Raw genomic sequence first — 18314 nt, 5'->3', positions numbered from 1 at the left:
TCCTCGAGCGAATCAGCCTTTGACGGCACCGGTGGTGAGGCCCTTGATCATGTGCCGCTGCAGCAGCACGAACACCACCAGAATCGGCAGCATGGTCAGCAGGGTTCCGGCCATCACCGGCCCCCAGTTGGTGACGCTCGGATTTTCGGTGTTCTGTAGCAGCGTCAATCCGACGGGCAGGGTCGCAACGCCGGCATCGTCGGCCATCAGGAACGGCCACAGGTATTCGTTCCACTCGTTGACGAGCGTAACCACCGCGAACGCCACCATCGTCGGGCCGGACATGGGCAGCACCACCCGGACCAGCAGCTGCCACCAGTTCGCGCCGTCGATGCGGGCCGCCTCGATCACCGAAACGGGCAGGGAGAGAAAATGGTTGCGCATCAGGAAGGTGCCGAACGCCACGCCGCACAGCGGCACGATGATGCCCGGCAGCGTATTGCGCCACCCCACCTGGGCGATCAGGGCGTAGTTGGAGATCACGGTGATCTGGTTGGGCACCATCAGCGCGGCGATGACGGCGAGGAAGATCAGCGTCTTACCCGGAAAGCGCAGGAAGACGAGTCCGTAGGCGCTGAAGACGCCCAGCGCGAATTTGACCGCGGAGACCACGGCGGTGACGATCAGCGAATTACGCAGGAACGTCCAGAACGGCAACGTGGTCGTCGCCTCGCGATAGTTCTCCGGATGCCAACTGCGCGGCCACCACACCGCCGGCTGGGTGTAGATATCGGGCCGCGCCTTGAACGAGGTGATCAGAATCCAGAACAGCGGCACCCCGACGACGATCAGCACGCACACCATCGCCGCGTAACCGAAAACCATCGCCGCCAGGCGTTTCCGAGTGCTCGTCATTCGTCTCGATCCATCACTCGCACCTGGATCAGCGTGATGACCAGCAGCACGACGAACATGATCGTCGCGACCGTGGCACCGTATCCGGCACGGAAATTGCGGAAGCTCTCCTGGTAGACCTGATAGACCATGGTGGTCGTACCGGTGCCCAGTGGTCCGCCTCGCGTCATCACGTTGATGATGTCGAAGACCTGCAGCGAATTCAGCATGACCGTGATCGACAGGAAGTACGTCGTCGGCCGCAGCTGCGGCAGCAATACCCGGGTGAAGGTGGTCCAGCGTCCGGCGCCGTCGATCGCGGCCGCCTCCAGCAGTTCTCGCCGCACACCCTGCAGTGCGGCGAGATAGATGACGAACGTGTAGCCCAGGTTCTTCCAGATGTAGGTCACCGTCACCATGAACAGCGCCCAGTGCGGATCCTGATAGAAATCCGGCACATTCGTGATGCCGATGCGATGCAGCAGGTCCTGCACCAGGCCGAAGCCGGGATCGAAGATGAACTGGAACGCCACCCCGACCGCCGCGCCGGAGATCACGAACGGCGCGAAGATCACCGAGCGAACCACATTGCGGCCGAACAGTTTCCGATCCAGCAGCAGCGCCAGCGCGAGGCCCAGCACCATACTGCCGCCGACCGCGAAGGCGGTGAAGATCACGGTATTGCCGACGATCTGCCAGGTGTCCGCCCGCGTCCACCACTCGCGGTAGTTGCGGACTCCGATGAAGTGCGCGAACGGTTCGGCGAGATTCCAGTCGGTGAACGACAGCCGGATGTTGTCGACCAGCGGCCGGTAGACGAACAGCCCGAGCAGCACCAGATTCGGCACCACCAGCACCAGGAACAGCCCGTAGTCGCCCCACGGGCGGTGGCGCAGCCCGCGTGCCCGGTTCGAGGGCAATACCCGTTCGGGCCGTCGACGCACGTTCGCAGCCTGCCGCTCTCGTGCGAACACGCGGTGAAATCCCGACGCCGGGCGCCTGAACGGTGTGCGCGAACTCCCGGCGGGGAGCGTGGTCTCCGACACCCGGGTCATGCGCCGAATACTAAGTGGCCGAGCGCGTCCGGCGGCGGGAATCGGCGACAGCGCCGTGCGGTGAGGGGCGGCAACGACAGCGGCCCCGGAGCGCATTCGCTCCGGGGCCGCTACCGAACAGCGTTTCGGTTCAGCTCCAGTCGCCCATACCGTCGCCTGCGCTGAAGTTTCCGGTGGAATTCGTCACCACCACGGGATCACCCTTCTGCGCGTTCTCGAAGAACCACTGGGCGTCCTCGGTGCTGACGTTCAGGCAGCCGTGGCTGGAGTCGGACACACCCTGCTGGGCGAGCGACCACGGGGCGGCGTGCACGAAGATGCCGCTGTTGGACAGCCGGGTCGCGTACTCGACCTCGAGCTTGTAGCCCTGCGGATCGGTGATCGGAACCCCGTAGGTCGAGGAGTCCATGATCATCTTCCGGTTCTTCTCCCCGACGTAGTAGGTGCCGTTGGGGGTTTCGTGGTCCTTCTTGCCCATCGAGGTCGGCATGGTCTTGATGACCTCGCCGTTGCGGGTGACGGTGATCATGTGGGTCGCGTCGTCGGCCGTGGCGACGACCGCATCGCCCACCTTGTAGGCGACCTTGGTGCCGCCGGCCTCGACGGTGATGTCGGAGTTGGCGGGCCAGAACTCCTCCGGCCGCCATCGCACCTGCTTGTCACCGCGCCAGTAGAAGTGGCCGTGCGTGGCATTGCTGGAGGTGATCCGGATGGCCTTCTCCGCCGCGGCGTGGTCGCCGACCGGATCCTTGAAGTTGATGATGATGGGCTGCGCGACGCCGACCACGTCGCCGTCGCCGGGGCTGATGCTCGGCGCGGCGAAATTCGCCTGCGGCAGCGGCGGCGGGTTCTTCACCGGCGCGGCACCGGGTTCGGGCTGCGGCGCCTGCACGACAGCGGGAGCGCCGGGAACGTCGGGTCCGCCGGGCCACAGCGGCGCTGCCGAGGCGGGCGCCATCGCGATGGCACCGGCGGCGGTCACCGCCAGGGAGGTCACCGCGAGGGCTAACAGGCCGGTCCGCTTGGACAGGCTGGTCTCGTCCCGAACGGGCTTCCGACAGGTTGTGGTGCGCACAGCCGTTTCGTCCTCTCCCACCTAGATCGCGCGCCACGGCGCACAGGAATATTCGCGCGCGGGTGCGCGAATGGTCAATCAGGCCCCGGCCCGGCATCCATTACTACATCTCTCGCGGGCATCGGCCAATTGTGTTCCGGCAGTTATGAAGTCCGCATCGCGCGTGTGTGATGCGTCACCACGGGTCGCCGGCGTAGTGGTGACAGGGTGAAAGTCCCGTTCGCATCGGCGAGTCGGATTCGGGGTCCGGACGGGCGGACGAGAGCCGGATCGATACCCAGCAAACCTCATTGTGAGACAAATCACCTCACGGGTGGCGGATTCCCTCCACAGTGAATCGGATTCCGCGGTGTGGACCGGTCGCGATGTTGTGCGGCACCGAGCGCGGAATTCGGCCATGACGATAGCGCGGGAGTAGCGACAGCTCGACTCTGGAAACGATGGTGGCGAGCGCGATCCGCAGTTCGTAGTCGGCCAGGGTGGCGCCGAGACAGCGGCGATGGCCGCCGCCGTAGGGCAGGTATTCGAACGGCCCGTACCGGCGGTCCAGGAACCGCTCCGGCCGGAACCGCTCGGGCTCGTCCCACGTACCGGGATCCGAGTGCACGAGCGGAATCGCGACCCCCATCGTGTCCCCTTCGGCCAATTCCACTCCGCACACCGTGTGCGGTCCGGTCAACCGCCGCAGCACGATCGGCACCGGCGGATGCAGTCGCAGCGTCTCCTGACATACGGCATTCAGATACGGCAGACCGGCCAGCTCCTCGGGATCTGCGTCGGGCCCAACGGCACTCAGTTCGGCGCGCAGCCGGGCCAGCACGCCGCGGTCGCGGTGTAGCCGGAACAGCGCCCACACCAGACTCGTGGCAGTGGTTTCGTGACCGGCCACCAACAGGGTGCGCAGTTGTTCGCGCAGATCGGCGTCGCTCACCCCGCTGCCGTCCTCGTAGCGGGCGCTCGACAGCACGCCCAGCGCGCCGTCATCGGGCGTACCGGTAGCCCGCCGCGCGCCGATGTCGGCGTCGAGCAACGCGTCCAGCCGGGTGCGCGCCCGGGCGAATCTGTCCCACGGCGACATGCCGAATGCGCTGCGCCGCAAGGCGGGAACCAGCATCAGCGGTCCGGTGAAGGCGGAGAGGAATTCGCCGACCGCCGCGGTGTAGGTGTCACGCCGGAGCGGGTCGTCGGCGCCGAAGATCAGCGTGAGGATCACCCGCAGCGTCAGCGCTCGCGCCGCCACCTGCGCATCGATCACCGTCCCCGGCAGCCACGCCGGACCGGCGCCGGCGCCGACGAGCTCGTCGCGAGTGCTGTCCCGAATTACCGTGCCGTACTGCGCAATTCGGGCGCGATGAAATGCGGGCGCCAGCACAGTGCGGTCGTTGCGATGGCGCTGATCACGAGCGAGTATCAATGAGGCCGAACCGATAAGCGGTTCAATGGGATTCGGTTGCGGCGGATGCAGAATTCCGATCGGCGACCGGAGTAATTCCTTTGTGCCACCGGGTGTTCCTGTGAACAATACCGCGCCGAATCCAGGGAAGCGGACCAGAAACGGGTCGCCGTCGCGCGCGCGACGCAGCCGGAAGTACCGATCGAAATCGATTCCGGCCGCCAGCGCGTGCGCCGCGACCCACCGCGGCTGCCGGGGCGCGGCCCGTTCGCCGGAAATCTGCGGTGTGCGGTCCCGGCCTGCTGTTGCTGCGCGCATACCCAGCACACGAGACAGTCCGGCCCCGGGTTCGAAGCCCCCGCGCGCCGCCGTCAGCCGAGTGCCGCGCGGGCCTCCGCGGCCAATCGGGCCAGGCGCCCGTCGCCGATCGTATTCAGCGAATTGCCCAGCCGATTGGTGACGAAGGCGACCGACATGCCCGATTCCGGATCGGCGAACGCACCGGAACCACCCACGCCGTAGTGGCCGAACGCCCGGCGCAGCGGACGCCGGGAAGCGATCGGCGGCCGGTGGTATCCCAGCGTGAACGGTACGGGTACGCCGATCACGTAGTCGCGATGTTCGCTGCGTTGCACATGGTTGACGTACTCGATGGTTTCCGGGCGCAGCAGCGGTTGGCTCCAGGTCTCGTCCGGCAGCAGCACCCGCCCTTCATTCGCCAGGGCGCCGTACATCCGGGCCAGGGCGCGAGCGGAGAACACCCCGTTGAACCCGGGCATCACCGAGTCGTGGACGCGCGGATCGCCGACCAGCACATCGAAGCCGGCCGGCATCCCGGCCTCGGCGATCGCACCGACCGTGCGGCTGCGGGCGATGACCTTCGAGGCGGTATCCCAGCGCAGTCCGGGGATTCGCAACCGCGGGAAGGTGCGGGCGATGCGGTGCCGCTCGGATTCAGGCACCCGGTACCAGAACTCCTCGGTCTGCAGCGGTTCGGCGATCTCGTGCCGCAACACCTCGGTGAACGGCTTGCCGGTCGCGCGCTGCACGATTTCGGCGACCAGCCAGCCGAAGGTGACCGCGTGATATCCCGACCCCTGCAACCGGCGCGGATCCGGTTCGGCGGCCGCCAGCGCCGCGATCATCGCGTCGTAGTCGAGAATGCCGTCGGCGTCGGCGGCCAGGCCGCGCACCTTGTGCAGTCCCGCGCGATGGGTGAGCACCTCGCGCACGGTGATGTCCTGTTTGCCGTTCGCGGCGAATTCCGGCCAGTATTCGGCCACCGGGGCGTCGTAATCGACCAGTCCGCGTTCGGCGATCCGATGCAGCACCGTGGTGACCACACCCTTGCCGGTGGAGAAGCTCAACGCCACCGTGTCGGACTGCCAGCGCTGGTCCGGCGCCGACCATCCGGCCCACACATCGACGACGGGCTGCCCGTGCAGAAAGATCGCGAAGGCGCCCCCGCCCCGGTTGGGTCGCGGGAACAGCCGGAAGAAATGGTGCACGACCGGCACGAATCGCGGGTCGATGACCATCTCCGGTGCGTCGTCGGTCTCGGCGGCCTGCGCCACGCGCGCCGCTTCCGCCTCGGCTGCCTGCTCCGATCGTGCCGAATCCACCGTGTGTCGACCTCCTGCCGCCGCATGCCGCGGCGTCGTTACCCCTACCCGCCAGGGTAGGACAGCCCGGGACTCGTGCTCAGTGTGCGGCGGGGACCTGCCACATCCCGATCGGCGTCGCGAGACAGAGCGCGCCCGTTCGGGAATCCCATGCCAGCGCCGCCGAGCCGAGACAGACCGTGCTGCGCTCACCCGAGACCACCTGCGCCTGCGAGCCGTTCATCGCGAAGGAGAGTCCGATCCGGCCGGGTACATCCTCCGCGGCGAGGGAGGTGAAGGCGAAGGCGTCGGGGCCCATACCGACCGCGACCGGCAGTCCGGCGGCGCCCTCACTGGCCCCGATCCCGCCGCCGGCGCCCAGGCCGAGGGCGACCGCACCGGCGGTTGCCTTGGCATAGCCGACGCCATCGATTCCCGCCGACCGCGCGTGCCCGGAATCGTCGCCCATCGCCCGGCACGCCGTGGCACCGGCGACGATCGTCATATCGCGGTTGCGGTCGGCATCGCAGTGCACGGCGGTTGCCGAGGCGGTGCCGGTGGCCCAGCACACCGCGGCCCCGGCCGCGACGGCCCACCCTGTAATCGCGCTCATCACCTTCACGGAGTGCTCCTTTCGGGCCGGCAGCCCTCACCATAACCGCACCCCGCGGCGGCCGACCCGATCCGCGCCGCGCGGCCGACCCCGCCCCGGGCACGGAAAACGGGCGGCGACTCCGGTGTGATACCCGAATCGCCGCCCGTTACCAGGGTCGTCGTGCCGCCGATCAGATCGGCGCGAAGCCCGCCCCGGCGCCACCGTGCGCATTCATGTCGTTGACGATCGCCGACATGTTGGTGCCGACCTCGGGCCCGAAGCAGGCCACCGCCAGATAGGCGTTCACCATGCCGACCAGAGTGGTGCCGATGACGACGGGGGCGCCGGAGTCGCCCTCGACGACACACATCTCGGCCCACGTCTCGTCGGTCTGGAAGACGTCGCCGAAGGCCAGGCCACAGGTGTTACCGGTGGTCCGGCCTTCCTTGCAGATGATGCTGGGGAACTGGGCCGGGGCCCCGATCCCGGTGATCGTCACATTGCCGATGCGATTGACCGGAGTGACGTGACCCGGATCGAACTGGATGACCGCATAGTCCAGGTCGTGGTTGGAATAGACGAAATGTCCGATCACGCCCGCGCCGCGGTCCTGTTCGGACCACACCTCGGAACCCGCCTCGCCGCAGTGACCGGCGGTCAGGCCGACCAGGCGGCCACCGGCGTCGTGCCCGATGGTCGTGACGGTGCACTCGAACTGGTTGTCGATGATGATGCCGGAGCCGCCGCCGATCACCGGCGATCCGGGACCGGCTTGCGCGACCCCCGCGCCCGTCCCGAGCAGCGCCGCGCCCAGAGCTACGGCGAAGGCGGCATGAGCCGCCCTGACGAGTTTGTTGAACATTTCCCTCCAGACGTCGGAAGTCCGCACGATATCAGCCTTGTCGTACTACATCCTTGCAGTTGTCGGGCCCGAACGCGCCCGGTATGCGCATGCAGTTTGCTGGATCGATGCCGTGGCCGCGTGACGACACGTGCGAGGCCGACGAGATGCGACACCTGCTCACGACGACCGCTGTTTCGCGGGTACTCGCTATAGGCTTTCGTCAGTATTCGGGGCAAATCTTAATAACGAGAATTTTAATCCGATAAAACAGGTATCGGATCTCGAGTTGGACATTCGATCAGTAAACTAGAACGTGTTCTAGGAAATGGTCGTGTTCTTTGTGATCGATACCAGTCGGGTGCGCCCGATCACAGGTCCGGAACCAACGTGATCTGGGTCTATGACCACAGCCACACTTTGTGGTGTGTTTTTCCTAACTCCGTAGTAAGGTGCCTCAAGCGAAACAGTCGTCGGGGCGGGTAACCGGCGTCGAGAGGGGTAGCCAGTGCAAGTCACCAACGGTCCGGACGGGTCGGGGGCAATTAGTTCACCATCGAGAATGAGTGCCGCGGCGGACTGGACGAAGGCGTACTGGCAGGATCATCCCAAGCGGTCTCTCGAGACCTTCGGTCGACAGATCACGATGGGCTTCTCGGCGGTCGCGGAACTGTTCGTCGCCATCTTCCGTCGTCGCTTCCCGTTCGGTGAATTCGTGCGGCAGTGCGCATTCATGGCCAGCGTCGCAGCGGCCCCCACCTTGCTGGTCGCAATTCCGATCGGCGTCATCGTCTCCATTCAGGTCGGTTCGGTCGCGCAGCAGGTCGGCGCCACGTCCTTCATCGGCGCGGCCAACGGGCTGGGCATCATTCAGCAGGGTGCGCCGCTGGTCACCTCGCTGATGATCGCCGGCGCCGTCGGCTCGGCCATCTGCGCCGACCTCGGCTCCCGCACCATCCGCGAGGAGATCGACGCCATGAAGGTCATGGGTGTCGACCCGATGCGGCGACTGGTGGCCCCCCGGCTCGGCGCCGCCATGCTGGTGTCGGTGCTGCTGTGCGGCTTCGTGATCTTCGTCGGCTTCCTGACCGGCTACATCTTCAACATCTTCGCCCAGAACGGCACACCCGGCTCCTATATCGGCACATTCGCGTCGTTCGCGGTGACCAGCGATTTGCTGGTGGCGTTGATCAAATCGCTGATCTTCGGCCTGCTGGCCGCGATCATCGCGTGTGATTCGGGCTTGAACACTCGCGGCGGCCCGGGCGGTGTCGCGAACTCGGTCAACACCGCCGTGGTGCTGTCCGCGCTGATGCTCTTCGGCACGAATCTGATCATCACGCAGATCTACAACGCCCTGTTCCCCCCACAGATGGTTTGAGCCGGTGTCGTCAACTTATGTTCCGCCGCTACTGCGGCCCCTGCAGCGGATCCGCAGCTCCGCCGGCGCCCCGCGGGACTGGCTCGCGCGGGTCGGTCACCAGGTCTTCTTCTTTCTGCGCTCGATCGGCTCGATGCCGTTGGCGCTCAAGCACTATCCGAAGGAAGTCTGGCGGCTGCTTTCGGACGTCACCTGGGGTAACGGCAGCCTGATCGTCGGTGGTGGCACCATCGGCGTGGTTCTGATCCTCAGTGCCTTCGGCGGTATGACCGTCGCCATCCAGGGCTACACCTCGCTGAATCTGCTCGGCTTGAGCCCGCTGACCGGTGCGATTTCCGCCTTCGCGACCACCCGTGAGCTCGGGCCCATGCTCGCCACCCTCGCATTCGCCGCACAGGCGGGCTGCCGCTTCACCGCCCAGTTGGGTTCGATGCGCATCGCCGAGGAGATCGACGCGCTGGAGTCGCAGGCGATCCGGCCGCTGCCCTATCTGGTCAGCACCCGGATGATCGCGGCGATGATCGCGATCGTGCCGCTGTACTGCCTGGCGCTGCCGGTCGCCTACCTGTCGTGTTCCATCACGGTCGGGTTCATCGGCGGCACGGCCTCGGGCACCTTCCAGCACTACTTCTATCAATTCCTGGTACCGCACGACGTGCTGTGGTCGTTGCTGAAAGCCATTCTCTTCGTGGCGATCACGACCTTCATCCAGTGCTACTACGGCTTCTTCGCCTCGGGTGGTCCCGAGGGCGTCGGTGTGGCCGCGGGCCGGGCGATCAAGCTCTGCATCATCGCGGTCGTCTTCGCCGACCTGTTCATGACGCTGGCCATCTGGGGCGTGAACCCGGGCATCAGGATCTCGGGATAGGGGCCTGAATATGATCATCGATCCGAGTGGCCGCGGACCGACGATGCGGCAGCTGCTCATCGCGGGCGTTTGCGGAATCGTCGTCATCGCCGCCGCGCTGACGCTGCTGATGGCCCGCTACAAGGGCTACATTCTCAATCCGAAGGTGGAGGTCACCGCCAATCTGACCACCACCGGCGACGGCCTGCCCGCGCAGGCCGACGTGAAGTTCCGCGGCGTGCTGGTCGGCGCGGTCAAGGATGTGTCGGTGGCCGCCAAGGGCGAGCTGCAGCAGGTGCACATCAATATGAAGCCGGACTACATCTCCGATATCCCGGCCAACGTCACCGCTCGCGTGGTCCCCAGCAACCTGTTCGCCGTCACCTCGGTCGAACTGGTCTACAACGGTCCCGACAACGCCTCGCTGAAGGCCGGCTCGCAGATCGCCGAGGACCACAGCCAGGGCACCATCGCGCTGCAGGACACCCTCACCACGGTCCGCACGATCCTGAACAAGATCGACCCCATGCAGCTGGGCCGGGTGCTGAGCACCCTGTCCTATGCGCTGGACGGCAGCGGCCGGGTACCCGGTTCCACCGTCGAGCGGCTGAACAACTGGTTCACCCAGGTCCGCGCCGCGGTGCCGGATCCGGAAGGCACGCTGAACGATTTCTCCGCCTCGTTCCACGCGCTCAACCAGTCCGCGCCGGATCTGATGACGACGCTGTCGGAATCGGTGAAGACCGCGCAGACCATCGCCGACAAGCGCAGCGAGCTGGCAGGCCTCATCACCGGCACCTCGGCGACCATCGACAAGGTCAACAACCTGTTCGCCCGCAACCCCGACGTCGGTAAGCAGCTGACCTCGGGCACCGGCGACATGTTCGGGGCGCTCACCGAGGACCCCGACGCGATCCCGCAGGCCATCGCGAACCTGAACGCGTCGGTCCGCAAGCTGAGCACCACCTTCCACTGGGGTCCGCAGCAGCAGATGATCTGGAACGCGGGCCTGACCTTCACGCCGTACAAGCCGTACGACCGGTCCGACTGCCCGCGCTACGGCGACATGGCGGGGCCGAGCTGTGGCACCGCCCCGGTGGTCTCCGATATCGGCCCGCCGACACCGGCGCTGAAGCCGCGCACGCTGGACGCGTCGCAGGGACTGCCGAAGCTGCCGCCGATGCCGGGCCTGCCCGCCATCCCGGGCGTCACGACCGGTGACACCGCGCAAACGGCAGCTCCGCAGCAGGCGCCCAAGCCGGGCAACCCGTTCGCCGGAACTCCGTTGGAGGGTCTGTTCCCGCAGCTGCCGGGCCTGCCGGGTGCGCCCGCGGCCCCCGCGCCGCAGCCGGCTCCGGCCGCTGCTCCGGCGTCGGACGGGCAGAAGCCCACTGCGGGGCCGATCGCCTACTACACCGGACGTGACGCGATGAGCGCGCTGCTCGGCCGGGATCCGACGACTGCCGAATATCTGCTGCTGAGCTCGATCCTGAGGGGTGGAACCTTGCAAGTTTCCGAAAGCGGTGCCAGCTGATGAGAGGAATTCGCAAACCGCTGATCGGGTTCGGTATCTTCGCCCTCGTCTCGATCCTGGTGACCGTGGTCATCTGGAATACGCTGGCGCGCACCGTGAACGGTTCCACCCACAGCTATTCGGCGATCTTCACCGATGTGCTGGGCCTACGGGAGGGCGACGACGTCCGGATGGCCGGCGTGCGCGTCGGCAAGGTCACCGGCATCGAGGTCGAAGGACAGCACCAGGCCAAGGTGTCGTTCATCGTGCAGAGCGATCAGACCGTGTACGGCAACACCAAAGCCCTTGTCCGGTACCAGAATCTGATCGGCCAGCGCTATGTGGCGCTGGCGCCGGGCAACAAGGGCGACAATTCGGCGCTGCGCAACAACACGACCATCCCGGTCGAGCGCACCGAGCCCTCGTTCGATATCTCGGGTCTGCTCAACGGTTTTCAGCCGCTGTTCGAAACCTTGCAACCCCAGCAGGTGAACGACCTGACCAACACCTTCATCCAGGCGCTGCAGGGCGACGGTGTTTCGCTGAGCTCGTTCATCACCCAGGCCGCCGCACTGGCCGGTGACTTCCAGCGACGCGACGTCATCCTGGCCGACGTGATCACCAAACTGTCGGGCGTGATGTCGGGACTGGCGAAACGAGGTGATGAATTGGAGACACTGGTGACCCAGACTCGTGCCTTGATCGGCGGGCTCTACGAGCAGGGACAATCCCTGCAGGCTTCGACCGTCCAGATCGCGAATGCCACTTCCTCTCTGGTGAACATGGTCGATCAGGTGCAGCCGAAGATCGCGGCCGCGCAGAACTCGAGCACCGCGGCGCTGACCATGCTGATCAACAACGGCTCCAAGCTGGACCAGGCCGCGATCGACCTGCCCGGCATCCTCGCGAACGTCGGTAAGTTCAGTTCCGACGGCGCCTACGCCAACGCGTATCTGTGCACGCTGGACGTCTCGCTGTACGGGGTGCTGTTGCCGCGAGGTCTGGTCAGCCAGATCGGCGGACCCAACCACTCGGCGGTGTGCCGCCCATGACGACCTTCGGTACGCGAATCAGGAATCGTTTCCAGAGCAACCGCTTCTTCTGGCTCGGCGTCATCGGCGCCGTTCTCATCGTGGTGCTGCTCGTGGTGTCCAGCAGTTACAAGAAACTGGGCGTCGGCACCAAGGACGTGCAGGCGGAATTCGTGCAGACGGCCGGCGTCCAGACCGGTGACAAGGTGAACGTCGCCGGTGTGCCGGTCGGCACGGTGGCCGGAGCGAAACTCGAGGGTGACCACGTGCTGATCACCCTGCACGTGAACAACGACGTGAAGCTCGGCCCCGATACCCGTGCCTCCATCAAGATGGCCACGCTGCTGGGTGCGCGCTACGTCGATCTCGACCCGGGCAACGGTAAGGGCTTGCCGGGCAACCGGATTCACAAGTCCAACACCAAGGTGCCCTACGACCTGGCCGACGTGGTGCAGATCGGCACCCCGAAGTTCGAGGCGCTCGACACCGAGAAGCTGGCCGAATCGCTGAAGGTGCTCGGCGACCAGATCGACGGTTCGCCGCAGCTGACCGCGCAGGCGCTCGACAGCGTCGGCGCGCTCGCCAAGACCATCAACGATCGGCGCGACCAGGTCGACGGTCTGCTCAAGGATCTGGACAAGGTCACCAAGATCCTCGGCGACAACCGCAACAGCCTGCTGCTGGTGATCACCCAGGGCGAGGCCATCGCCGGCCGGGTGATGGAACGCCAGGAGCTGCTCAAGCAACTGCTGAACAACACCGCGACCCTGACCAAGCAACTGCAGCAGATCGGCGCGGAGAACAACAACCAGCTCGGCCCGACCATCGAACAGCTGAACACCATGGCCCAGGGTCTGCAGAAGAACAAGGACAACCTGGACAAACTGTTGACGATCATGCCCGCGTCGCTGCGGCAGTTCAACAATGTGTTCGGCAACGGCCCCTACGGTGAGGTCGGTGTGCCGTGGCTGTTCCCGGACAACTGGTTGTGCTTCGCGCGAGTGATCGAGGGGTGCCAGGGATGATCCTGAACAAATGGCTGGCCCGCGCCACCAAGACGGTCGCGATCGGCGCGGCCGTACTGGTGGCCGGCAGCTGCGGATCGGTGCAGAACGCGGTGGGCGGGTCGACCCACATCACCGCTGATTTCCGCAATATCGCCGGCGTTTTCGAGGGCAATCCGATCACCGTGCTGGGGCTCGAGGTCGGCAAGGTCGACAAGATCATCCCCAAGGGTGAGTTCGTCGAGGTGCACATGACGGTGAACCACGACGTGGACATCCCGAAGAATGTGACGGCGGCGATCGTGTCGCCCTCGATCGTGACCAATCGGCACATCGAGCTGACCCCGCGCTACACCGGCGGCCCCAAGCTGCCGGACAACACGCACCTCACGGTGCAGCAGACCCGCACCCCGGTCGAACTGGACACGATGATCAAAACCATCGACCAGTTCACCGCCGCGCTGAAGCCGGCGCCCGGCCAGAGCCAGGGACCGCTGTCGGGCACGCTGCTCTACGACATGGTCAACGGCCAGGGTGAGCGGATCCGCGACACGCTCAACGCGCTGTCGGGGGCGTTGAAGGTCGGCGTCGACAACAAGGACGCCATCTCGACCATCATCATCAAGCTCAACGAGCTGACCTCGATGCTGGCCGACAACGACCAGTCGGTGCGCGAGTTCAGCAACAAGGTCACCCAGATGTCGTCGTTGCTGGCCGAGCAGGCGCCCGGTCTGCAGGCCACGCTGGATCAGCTCAACGACTTCCTGGCCAACACCAGCGGCGTGTTCAGCCAGTACCAGAGCCAGTTGTCGGAGAGCCTCACCGGGCTCACCAAGGTCACCGACCAGCTGCGGCAGAACGCGGCCGGCGTGGTCGAGACCGTCGACGTGGCGCCGCTGCTGCTGCAGAACCTGGACCGTTCGATGGACCGCAACCGCGGCTTCGTCCGCCTGCACGCGGTGCTCGGCACCGCACTGTCCGGCGAGATCGTCAGCCTGTTCTGTGAACGCATTCAGATGAGGGCCGACGGCTGCCGGACCGGCAAGATCGAGGATTTCGGACCCGACCTCGGGTTGTCCGCCGCACTGTTGGGACTGACGAAATGACGGTATCGACGCGCCTGCGGCGCACCTGGCTGGCACTCGGCGTCTCGGCGGCCGTGGCGGCCTCCGGCTGCGGTCTGACCGTGGAGAGTCTGCCGCTGCCCAAACCGGGGCAGTCCGGTGAGACCTATACCCTGCACGCGATCTTCGCCAACGCGCTCAACCTGCCCGATCAGGCCAAGGTCAAGATCGGTGGTTCCGATGTCGGTGTGGTCACCCACATCGCGACCAAGAACTATCAGGCCATCGTCGACATGAACGTCCGCAAGGACATCACGCTGCCGCGCGATTCCACCGCCGAACTGCGCCAGGCCACTCCGCTGGGCGATGTGTTCGTGGCGCTGTCGAAGCCGAAGTCCGACGAGACCACGCCGATGCTGAAGGACGGCGACACCATCGGCATCGACCACACCTCGGCCGGCGCCACCGTCGAGGAGTTGCTGCTCTCGGTGTCGATGCTGTTCAACGGCGGCGGCGTGGCCGCGCTGACCAAGCTGACCTCGGAACTGGATTCGATCGTCGGCGGCCGGCCCGATCAGCTCGCGAGCCTGATCAAGCAGATGACGAGTGTGGTCACCACGCTGCACGCCAACAGCGAGCGCATCGACAGCACGCTCAACGGCTTCGACGCGCTGACCAACACCATCGAGGCCAATCACGACCAGCTGGGTCAGGTGGCGGATTCGCTGCCGCAGATGATCGGCGCCATCGCGGAGAACAACAAGCAGATCGGTGATCTGCTCGGCAAGATCTCCACCACCAGCGCGGCGCTCGGCGATTACGCCGATACCAGCCACGATCAGCTGGCCAGTCTGCTCGAGAACGTGCACAGGCTGATGGACGCGCTGTCGCGAGCCGGCAACGACCTGGGTCCGGCGCTGGACGCACTGCACGAGATCCGGCCGAAGGTCGACGCCTCGTTCAAGGGCAACACCCTCGCCGTCGCCGCGACTCTGACCCAGCTCGACATCGGCCTGCTCACCGACCCGCCGCACAGCAAGTTCTGGGATCTGCGCGATCTGCAGGACATGGCGGGCAGTCTGATCCAGGTGCTGCAGATCGTCTACGGCCGAGTGACAGGGGGCCACCGATGAGCTGGCTGCTGCGACACAAACTGCTGCTGTCCACGATCGGACTGGTGATCGCCTTCGTCGTGGGCGCGACGTACCTGGCGGTGAGCGTGATGCGGATCAATCCGCTGCGCAGCACCTATACGGTCACGGTCGCGCTCGACCGCTCCGGCGGCCTGCAGCCGGGCAACGATGTCACGCTGCGCGGATTCCGCATCGGCAAGGTGAATTCGATCAAGCTGGCGAATCGCGGCGCCTCGATCGCGGCCGAGGCCCAGATCGACACCCGGTACAAGATTCCGAAGGCCACGCAGGTCGTCGTGCACGCCCTCTCGGCCGCCGGTGAGCAGTACATCGACTTCCAGCCCGAAAGCGACAAGGGTCCGTACCTCACCGACGGTTCGGTGATCCCGTTCGACCCGCAGAAGGTGCAGACCCCGACGCCGGTGTCGGCGGTGCTGGAGAACGCCAGCGGGTTCTTCGACCAGATCGACCCGGACCGGTTCAGCACCATCCTCACCGAATTCGACACAGCGCTCAGCGGCGGACCGGATCAGCTGCGGGACATGGTCGATGCGCTGAGCCTGGTGACGGCCGGTCTGGACAATCTGCTGCCGCAGACCACCAACCTGCTCACCAACCTGCGCACCATCGCGTCCACTACGTCGAACGCGCAGCCCGATCTGAGCACCCTGACGCAGAACTCGTCGACGCTGTTCACCCAGTTCAACAACGCCAACGACGAACTGCGCAAGGTGCTGGACCAGGCCCCGGCGCAGATGAAGTCGCTGGGCGCCACGCTGGACGAGACCACCGATCCGATCACCAGCCTCGCGACCAACTTCGTGGCCGTCACCAAGGCGGCGCAGCTGCGGCTGCCGGCACTGCGGGCGCTGTTCCCGTCGCTGGTCGTCGGCAGTTCGGCGATGGGGGTGCCGGCCCACGACGGAGAGTTCTATACGATCCTCGATATCTGGCCGCGCCCGTTCTGCCAGTACTCGCACGCGCCGGTCGCACCGTATGTCGCGACCGACGGGACGTTCCCGAAGTACAACTATTGCACCAACGCACCTCCGGACCAGCAGATTCGTGGTTCGGCGAACGCGCCGCGGCCCGACGTTCCGAACAACGGAGCGCAGATGCCGTCGGGTGCCGATCCGAACGCTCGGACCCCGAAGCCGGTGCGGTAAGTAGAGTGGCCCGAAACATACGGCGTGGTTTCCACATGCCGGGAAGGTGACAGATCGATTCATGTCCGATGACGACACCGCCAAGGACAAGGCGAACAACGATGCCGAGTCGACCGAGAAGGTCGGCGCGGCGCAAGACAGCACCGCCGCGGACGCAACGGTCAAGTTCGAGTCGGACTCGTCGGTTGCTGCCGCCAAGGGTGCCGATACCGCGAAGGCCGCCGACGCCGCGAAGGCCGCCGACGCGGACGAAACGGTGAAGCTCCGGACCGCGGGCCCGACCTCGGCCGATGCGCCGGCCGTCGAGTCGGCGGCCCCGGCGCCGGCGAGCGCCCCTGCCTCCGGGAAGAGCACTCCGTGGGTTCCGATCGTTGCGGCCTTCGCCGCCGGTGTGCTGCTGGTGGCCGCGGTCACCGCGGTGGTGGTCTTCTATCTGAAGGCCGACAATCGCGAGGATCAGCTCTCCGCACGAGATGACTCGACCAAGGCGGCGTGCGATTTCGGCAAGGCCGTGGCCAGCTACGACTCGAAGGATCTCGACGCCTACTTCAAGAGCGTCAACGACCTCTCGACGGGTGAGTGGGGCAAGTTCTTCAGCGGCGCCTCGGACACGCTGAAGCAGGCCATGGTCAGCGTGCAGGCCAAGTCGAAGCTGGACGAGATCCACTGCGCGTGGGAGTCCGGCAACGACAGCCAGGCCAACGTGGTGCTGGTGATCACCCAGGAGCAGACCAACCAGGCAGTCCCGCAGCCGGACAAGCTGACCATCCCGGGCGTCGCCCAGATGGAGAAGCACGACGGTAAGTGGCTGGTCGCGAAGTTCGACTCGCCGGTCACCAAGGGAATGGGCCCGTCCGGTCCGGCTCCGGGTGCGCCGCAGGCGGCCCCGGGTACCAGCCCGCAGGCCAACGGCGGGGCGCAGCCCGCACCGGCTCCGCAGCCGGGTAACTGAATCCGGTTACAGCACAACACTTTCCGGCCCCGCGACAGTTTCCGTCGCGGGGCCGGAACGCGTCCGGGGGTAACTCGGGTGGTGGAACCGGCAGGGTTCGGGCGGCCGAGGTGCAGCAACCGGGCGCCTCCGGCGGTGGGCCGACCCACCACCGCCGGAAGCCATTCAGGTGGTCTGACGCGTGCCCGGTCAGAAAAGGGTGAGGGCGTCCGCGGTTTCGGCTGTCGCGCGGCCGCGTTTGGGCCGGGACGCCGGCTTGTCGGTGACGACGACCGTCAGCGGCGTCGTCGCGGCGGTGTCGGACATCGTCTCGGTGACTGCGGCGGGGGGCCGCACCGCGGTCGGCAACGGCGGGAGATCGTCGATACCGTTCGGCGTCGCATCGGCCCGGCCCGCGGCGGCGCGGGCGGCCTCACCGGCGAGCTTGTCGGCCTGTTCGTTGTAGTAGTTGCCCACGTGCCCGCGCACCCAGCGGAACCGCACGGGCCCCGGGCGAGTGGCGATCGCGTGATCGATCCACTGGACGAGCTCCACATTCTTCACCGCGCTGCCGGTGGCGGTGCGCCAGCCGTTGAGCCGCCAGCTCGGTAGCCATTCCGACGCGCATTTGATCGCGTACAGCGAATCGCTCTCGATGAACAGCGGTTCGGGACCGGGATGCGCCCGAATCGCCTCCAGAACCGCGCGTAGCTCCGCCACCTGGTTGGTGCCGGAGGCCGCGCCGGCGCTGGCCGAACTGCCCTGATGATTGACCCACGCCCAGCCGATGGCGCCGCCGGGATTGCGCAGGCAGGATCCGTCGGTGCTCACGATGATCATGACCGGTACC

The 18314-nt window shown here is 66.3% G+C and carries 17 protein-coding genes; 9 read left to right on the top strand and 8 right to left on the bottom strand.

Features of this window, described 5'->3' with window-relative positions:
- Nucleotides 1–12: 12 nt before the first annotated feature.
- From A5780_RS28285 to A5780_RS28255, 7 genes are all read right to left on the bottom strand, one after another.
- Nucleotides 13–855 (bottom strand): carbohydrate ABC transporter permease, encoded by an 843-nt coding sequence (locus A5780_RS28285; RefSeq protein WP_064910270.1) that lies wholly within the window; start codon nt 853–855, stop codon nt 13–15.
- Complete coding sequence (locus A5780_RS28280; protein WP_063017406.1) at nt 852–1778, bottom strand: carbohydrate ABC transporter permease; 927 nt, start codon at nt 1776–1778, stop codon at nt 852–854. The genes A5780_RS28285 and A5780_RS28280 overlap by 4 nt, the downstream gene beginning before the upstream one ends.
- Nucleotides 1779–2019: 241 nt before the next feature.
- Nucleotides 2020–2847, bottom strand: coding sequence for a L,D-transpeptidase (locus A5780_RS28275; RefSeq protein ID WP_081879348.1), 828 nt, complete (start codon nt 2845–2847; stop codon nt 2020–2022).
- Between the two features lie 424 nt (nt 2848–3271).
- Nucleotides 3272–4675 (bottom strand): cytochrome P450, encoded by a 1404-nt coding sequence (locus A5780_RS28270; protein ID WP_082976776.1) that lies wholly within the window; start codon nt 4673–4675, stop codon nt 3272–3274.
- Between the two features lie 53 nt (nt 4676–4728).
- Nucleotides 4729–5895: a serine hydrolase domain-containing protein gene (locus tag A5780_RS28265; RefSeq protein WP_063017402.1), complete on the bottom strand. Its 1167-nt coding sequence runs from the start codon at nt 5893–5895 to the stop codon at nt 4729–4731.
- A gap of 163 nt (nt 5896–6058) precedes the next feature.
- Entirely contained in the window at nt 6059–6571 is a 513-nt protein-coding gene (locus tag A5780_RS28260; RefSeq protein WP_231983128.1) for a DUF6764 family protein, read from the bottom strand.
- A gap of 172 nt (nt 6572–6743) precedes the next feature.
- Nucleotides 6744–7415, bottom strand: coding sequence for a hypothetical protein (locus A5780_RS28255; protein WP_030514079.1), 672 nt, complete (start codon nt 7413–7415; stop codon nt 6744–6746).
- A gap of 541 nt (nt 7416–7956) precedes the next feature.
- Between A5780_RS28255 and A5780_RS28250 the strand changes: the two genes are divergently transcribed.
- From A5780_RS28250 to A5780_RS28210, 9 genes are all read left to right on the top strand, one after another.
- Entirely contained in the window at nt 7957–8775 is an 819-nt protein-coding gene (locus tag A5780_RS28250; protein ID WP_030514080.1) for an ABC transporter permease, read from the top strand.
- Between the two features lie 4 nt (nt 8776–8779).
- Complete coding sequence (locus A5780_RS28245; RefSeq protein WP_030514081.1) at nt 8780–9643, top strand: ABC transporter permease; 864 nt, start codon at nt 8780–8782, stop codon at nt 9641–9643.
- Between the two features lie 10 nt (nt 9644–9653).
- A complete protein-coding gene (locus tag A5780_RS28240; RefSeq protein WP_063017380.1) occupies nt 9654–11156 on the top strand; it encodes an MlaD family protein in 1503 nt (500 codons plus the stop codon).
- Nucleotides 11156–12187, top strand: coding sequence for an MCE family protein (locus A5780_RS28235; protein ID WP_064910268.1), 1032 nt, complete (start codon nt 11156–11158; stop codon nt 12185–12187). The genes A5780_RS28240 and A5780_RS28235 overlap by 1 nt, the downstream gene beginning before the upstream one ends.
- Nucleotides 12184–13191 (top strand): MCE family protein, encoded by a 1008-nt coding sequence (locus A5780_RS28230; protein WP_063017376.1) that lies wholly within the window; start codon nt 12184–12186, stop codon nt 13189–13191. The genes A5780_RS28235 and A5780_RS28230 overlap by 4 nt, the downstream gene beginning before the upstream one ends.
- Nucleotides 13188–14276: an MCE family protein gene (locus A5780_RS28225; RefSeq protein WP_063017374.1), complete on the top strand. Its 1089-nt coding sequence runs from the start codon at nt 13188–13190 to the stop codon at nt 14274–14276. The genes A5780_RS28230 and A5780_RS28225 overlap by 4 nt, the downstream gene beginning before the upstream one ends.
- The gene (locus tag A5780_RS28220; protein ID WP_064906259.1) at nt 14273–15367 is read left to right on the top strand and encodes an MCE family protein; all 1095 of its coding nucleotides are present in this window, start codon (nt 14273–14275) and stop codon (nt 15365–15367) included. The genes A5780_RS28225 and A5780_RS28220 overlap by 4 nt, the downstream gene beginning before the upstream one ends.
- The gene (locus tag A5780_RS28215; protein WP_063025995.1) at nt 15364–16533 is read left to right on the top strand and encodes an MlaD family protein; all 1170 of its coding nucleotides are present in this window, start codon (nt 15364–15366) and stop codon (nt 16531–16533) included. The genes A5780_RS28220 and A5780_RS28215 overlap by 4 nt, the downstream gene beginning before the upstream one ends.
- A gap of 61 nt (nt 16534–16594) precedes the next feature.
- Nucleotides 16595–17485, top strand: coding sequence for a hypothetical protein (locus A5780_RS28210; RefSeq protein WP_082976772.1), 891 nt, complete (start codon nt 16595–16597; stop codon nt 17483–17485).
- A gap of 189 nt (nt 17486–17674) precedes the next feature.
- Here the strand turns inward: A5780_RS28210 and A5780_RS28205 are convergent, their stop codons facing one another.
- On the bottom strand, nt 17675–18304 hold the full coding sequence (locus tag A5780_RS28205) for a ribonuclease H (protein ID WP_063017400.1): 630 nt from the start codon (nt 18302–18304) through the stop codon (nt 17675–17677).
- Between the last annotated feature and the right edge of the window lie 10 nt (nt 18305–18314).

The organism is Nocardia sp. 852002-20019_SCH5090214, assembly GCF_001665865.1.
In the GTDB taxonomy this organism is placed as follows: Bacteria; Actinomycetota; Actinomycetes; order Mycobacteriales; family Mycobacteriaceae; genus Nocardia; species Nocardia nova.
This window is presented reverse-complemented; position numbering and strand designations above follow the sequence as displayed.

Excerpts from the sequence above, each read along its gene's own strand:
- A5780_RS28285 (WP_064910270.1), bottom strand. The coding sequence starts at position 855 with ATGACGAGCACTCGGAAACGCCTGGCGGCGATGGTTTTCGGTTACGCG.
- A5780_RS28275 (WP_081879348.1), bottom strand. The coding sequence starts at position 2,847 with ATGGCGCCCGCCTCGGCAGCGCCGCTGTGGCCCGGCGGACCCGACGTT.
- A5780_RS28270 (WP_082976776.1), bottom strand. The coding sequence starts at position 4,675 with ATGCGCGCAGCAACAGCAGGCCGGGACCGCACACCGCAGATTTCCGGC.
- A5780_RS28265 (WP_063017402.1), bottom strand. The coding sequence starts at position 5,895 with ATGGTCATCGACCCGCGATTCGTGCCGGTCGTGCACCATTTCTTCCGG.
- A5780_RS28260 (WP_231983128.1), bottom strand. The coding sequence starts at position 6,571 with ATGAGCGCGATTACAGGGTGGGCCGTCGCGGCCGGGGCCGCGGTGTGC.
- A5780_RS28255 (WP_030514079.1), bottom strand. The coding sequence starts at position 7,415 with ATGTTCAACAAACTCGTCAGGGCGGCTCATGCCGCCTTCGCCGTAGCT.
- A5780_RS28250 (WP_030514080.1), top strand. The coding sequence starts at position 7,957 with ATGAGTGCCGCGGCGGACTGGACGAAGGCGTACTGGCAGGATCATCCC.
- A5780_RS28240 (WP_063017380.1), top strand. The coding sequence starts at position 9,654 with ATGATCATCGATCCGAGTGGCCGCGGACCGACGATGCGGCAGCTGCTC.
- A5780_RS28235 (WP_064910268.1), top strand. The coding sequence starts at position 11,156 with ATGAGAGGAATTCGCAAACCGCTGATCGGGTTCGGTATCTTCGCCCTC.
- A5780_RS28230 (WP_063017376.1), top strand. The coding sequence starts at position 12,184 with ATGACGACCTTCGGTACGCGAATCAGGAATCGTTTCCAGAGCAACCGC.
- A5780_RS28225 (WP_063017374.1), top strand. The coding sequence starts at position 13,188 with ATGATCCTGAACAAATGGCTGGCCCGCGCCACCAAGACGGTCGCGATC.
- A5780_RS28220 (WP_064906259.1), top strand. The coding sequence starts at position 14,273 with ATGACGGTATCGACGCGCCTGCGGCGCACCTGGCTGGCACTCGGCGTC.
- A5780_RS28215 (WP_063025995.1), top strand. The coding sequence starts at position 15,364 with ATGAGCTGGCTGCTGCGACACAAACTGCTGCTGTCCACGATCGGACTG.
- A5780_RS28210 (WP_082976772.1), top strand. The coding sequence starts at position 16,595 with ATGTCCGATGACGACACCGCCAAGGACAAGGCGAACAACGATGCCGAG.
- A5780_RS28205 (WP_063017400.1), bottom strand. The coding sequence starts at position 18,304 with ATGATCATCGTGAGCACCGACGGATCCTGCCTGCGCAATCCCGGCGGC.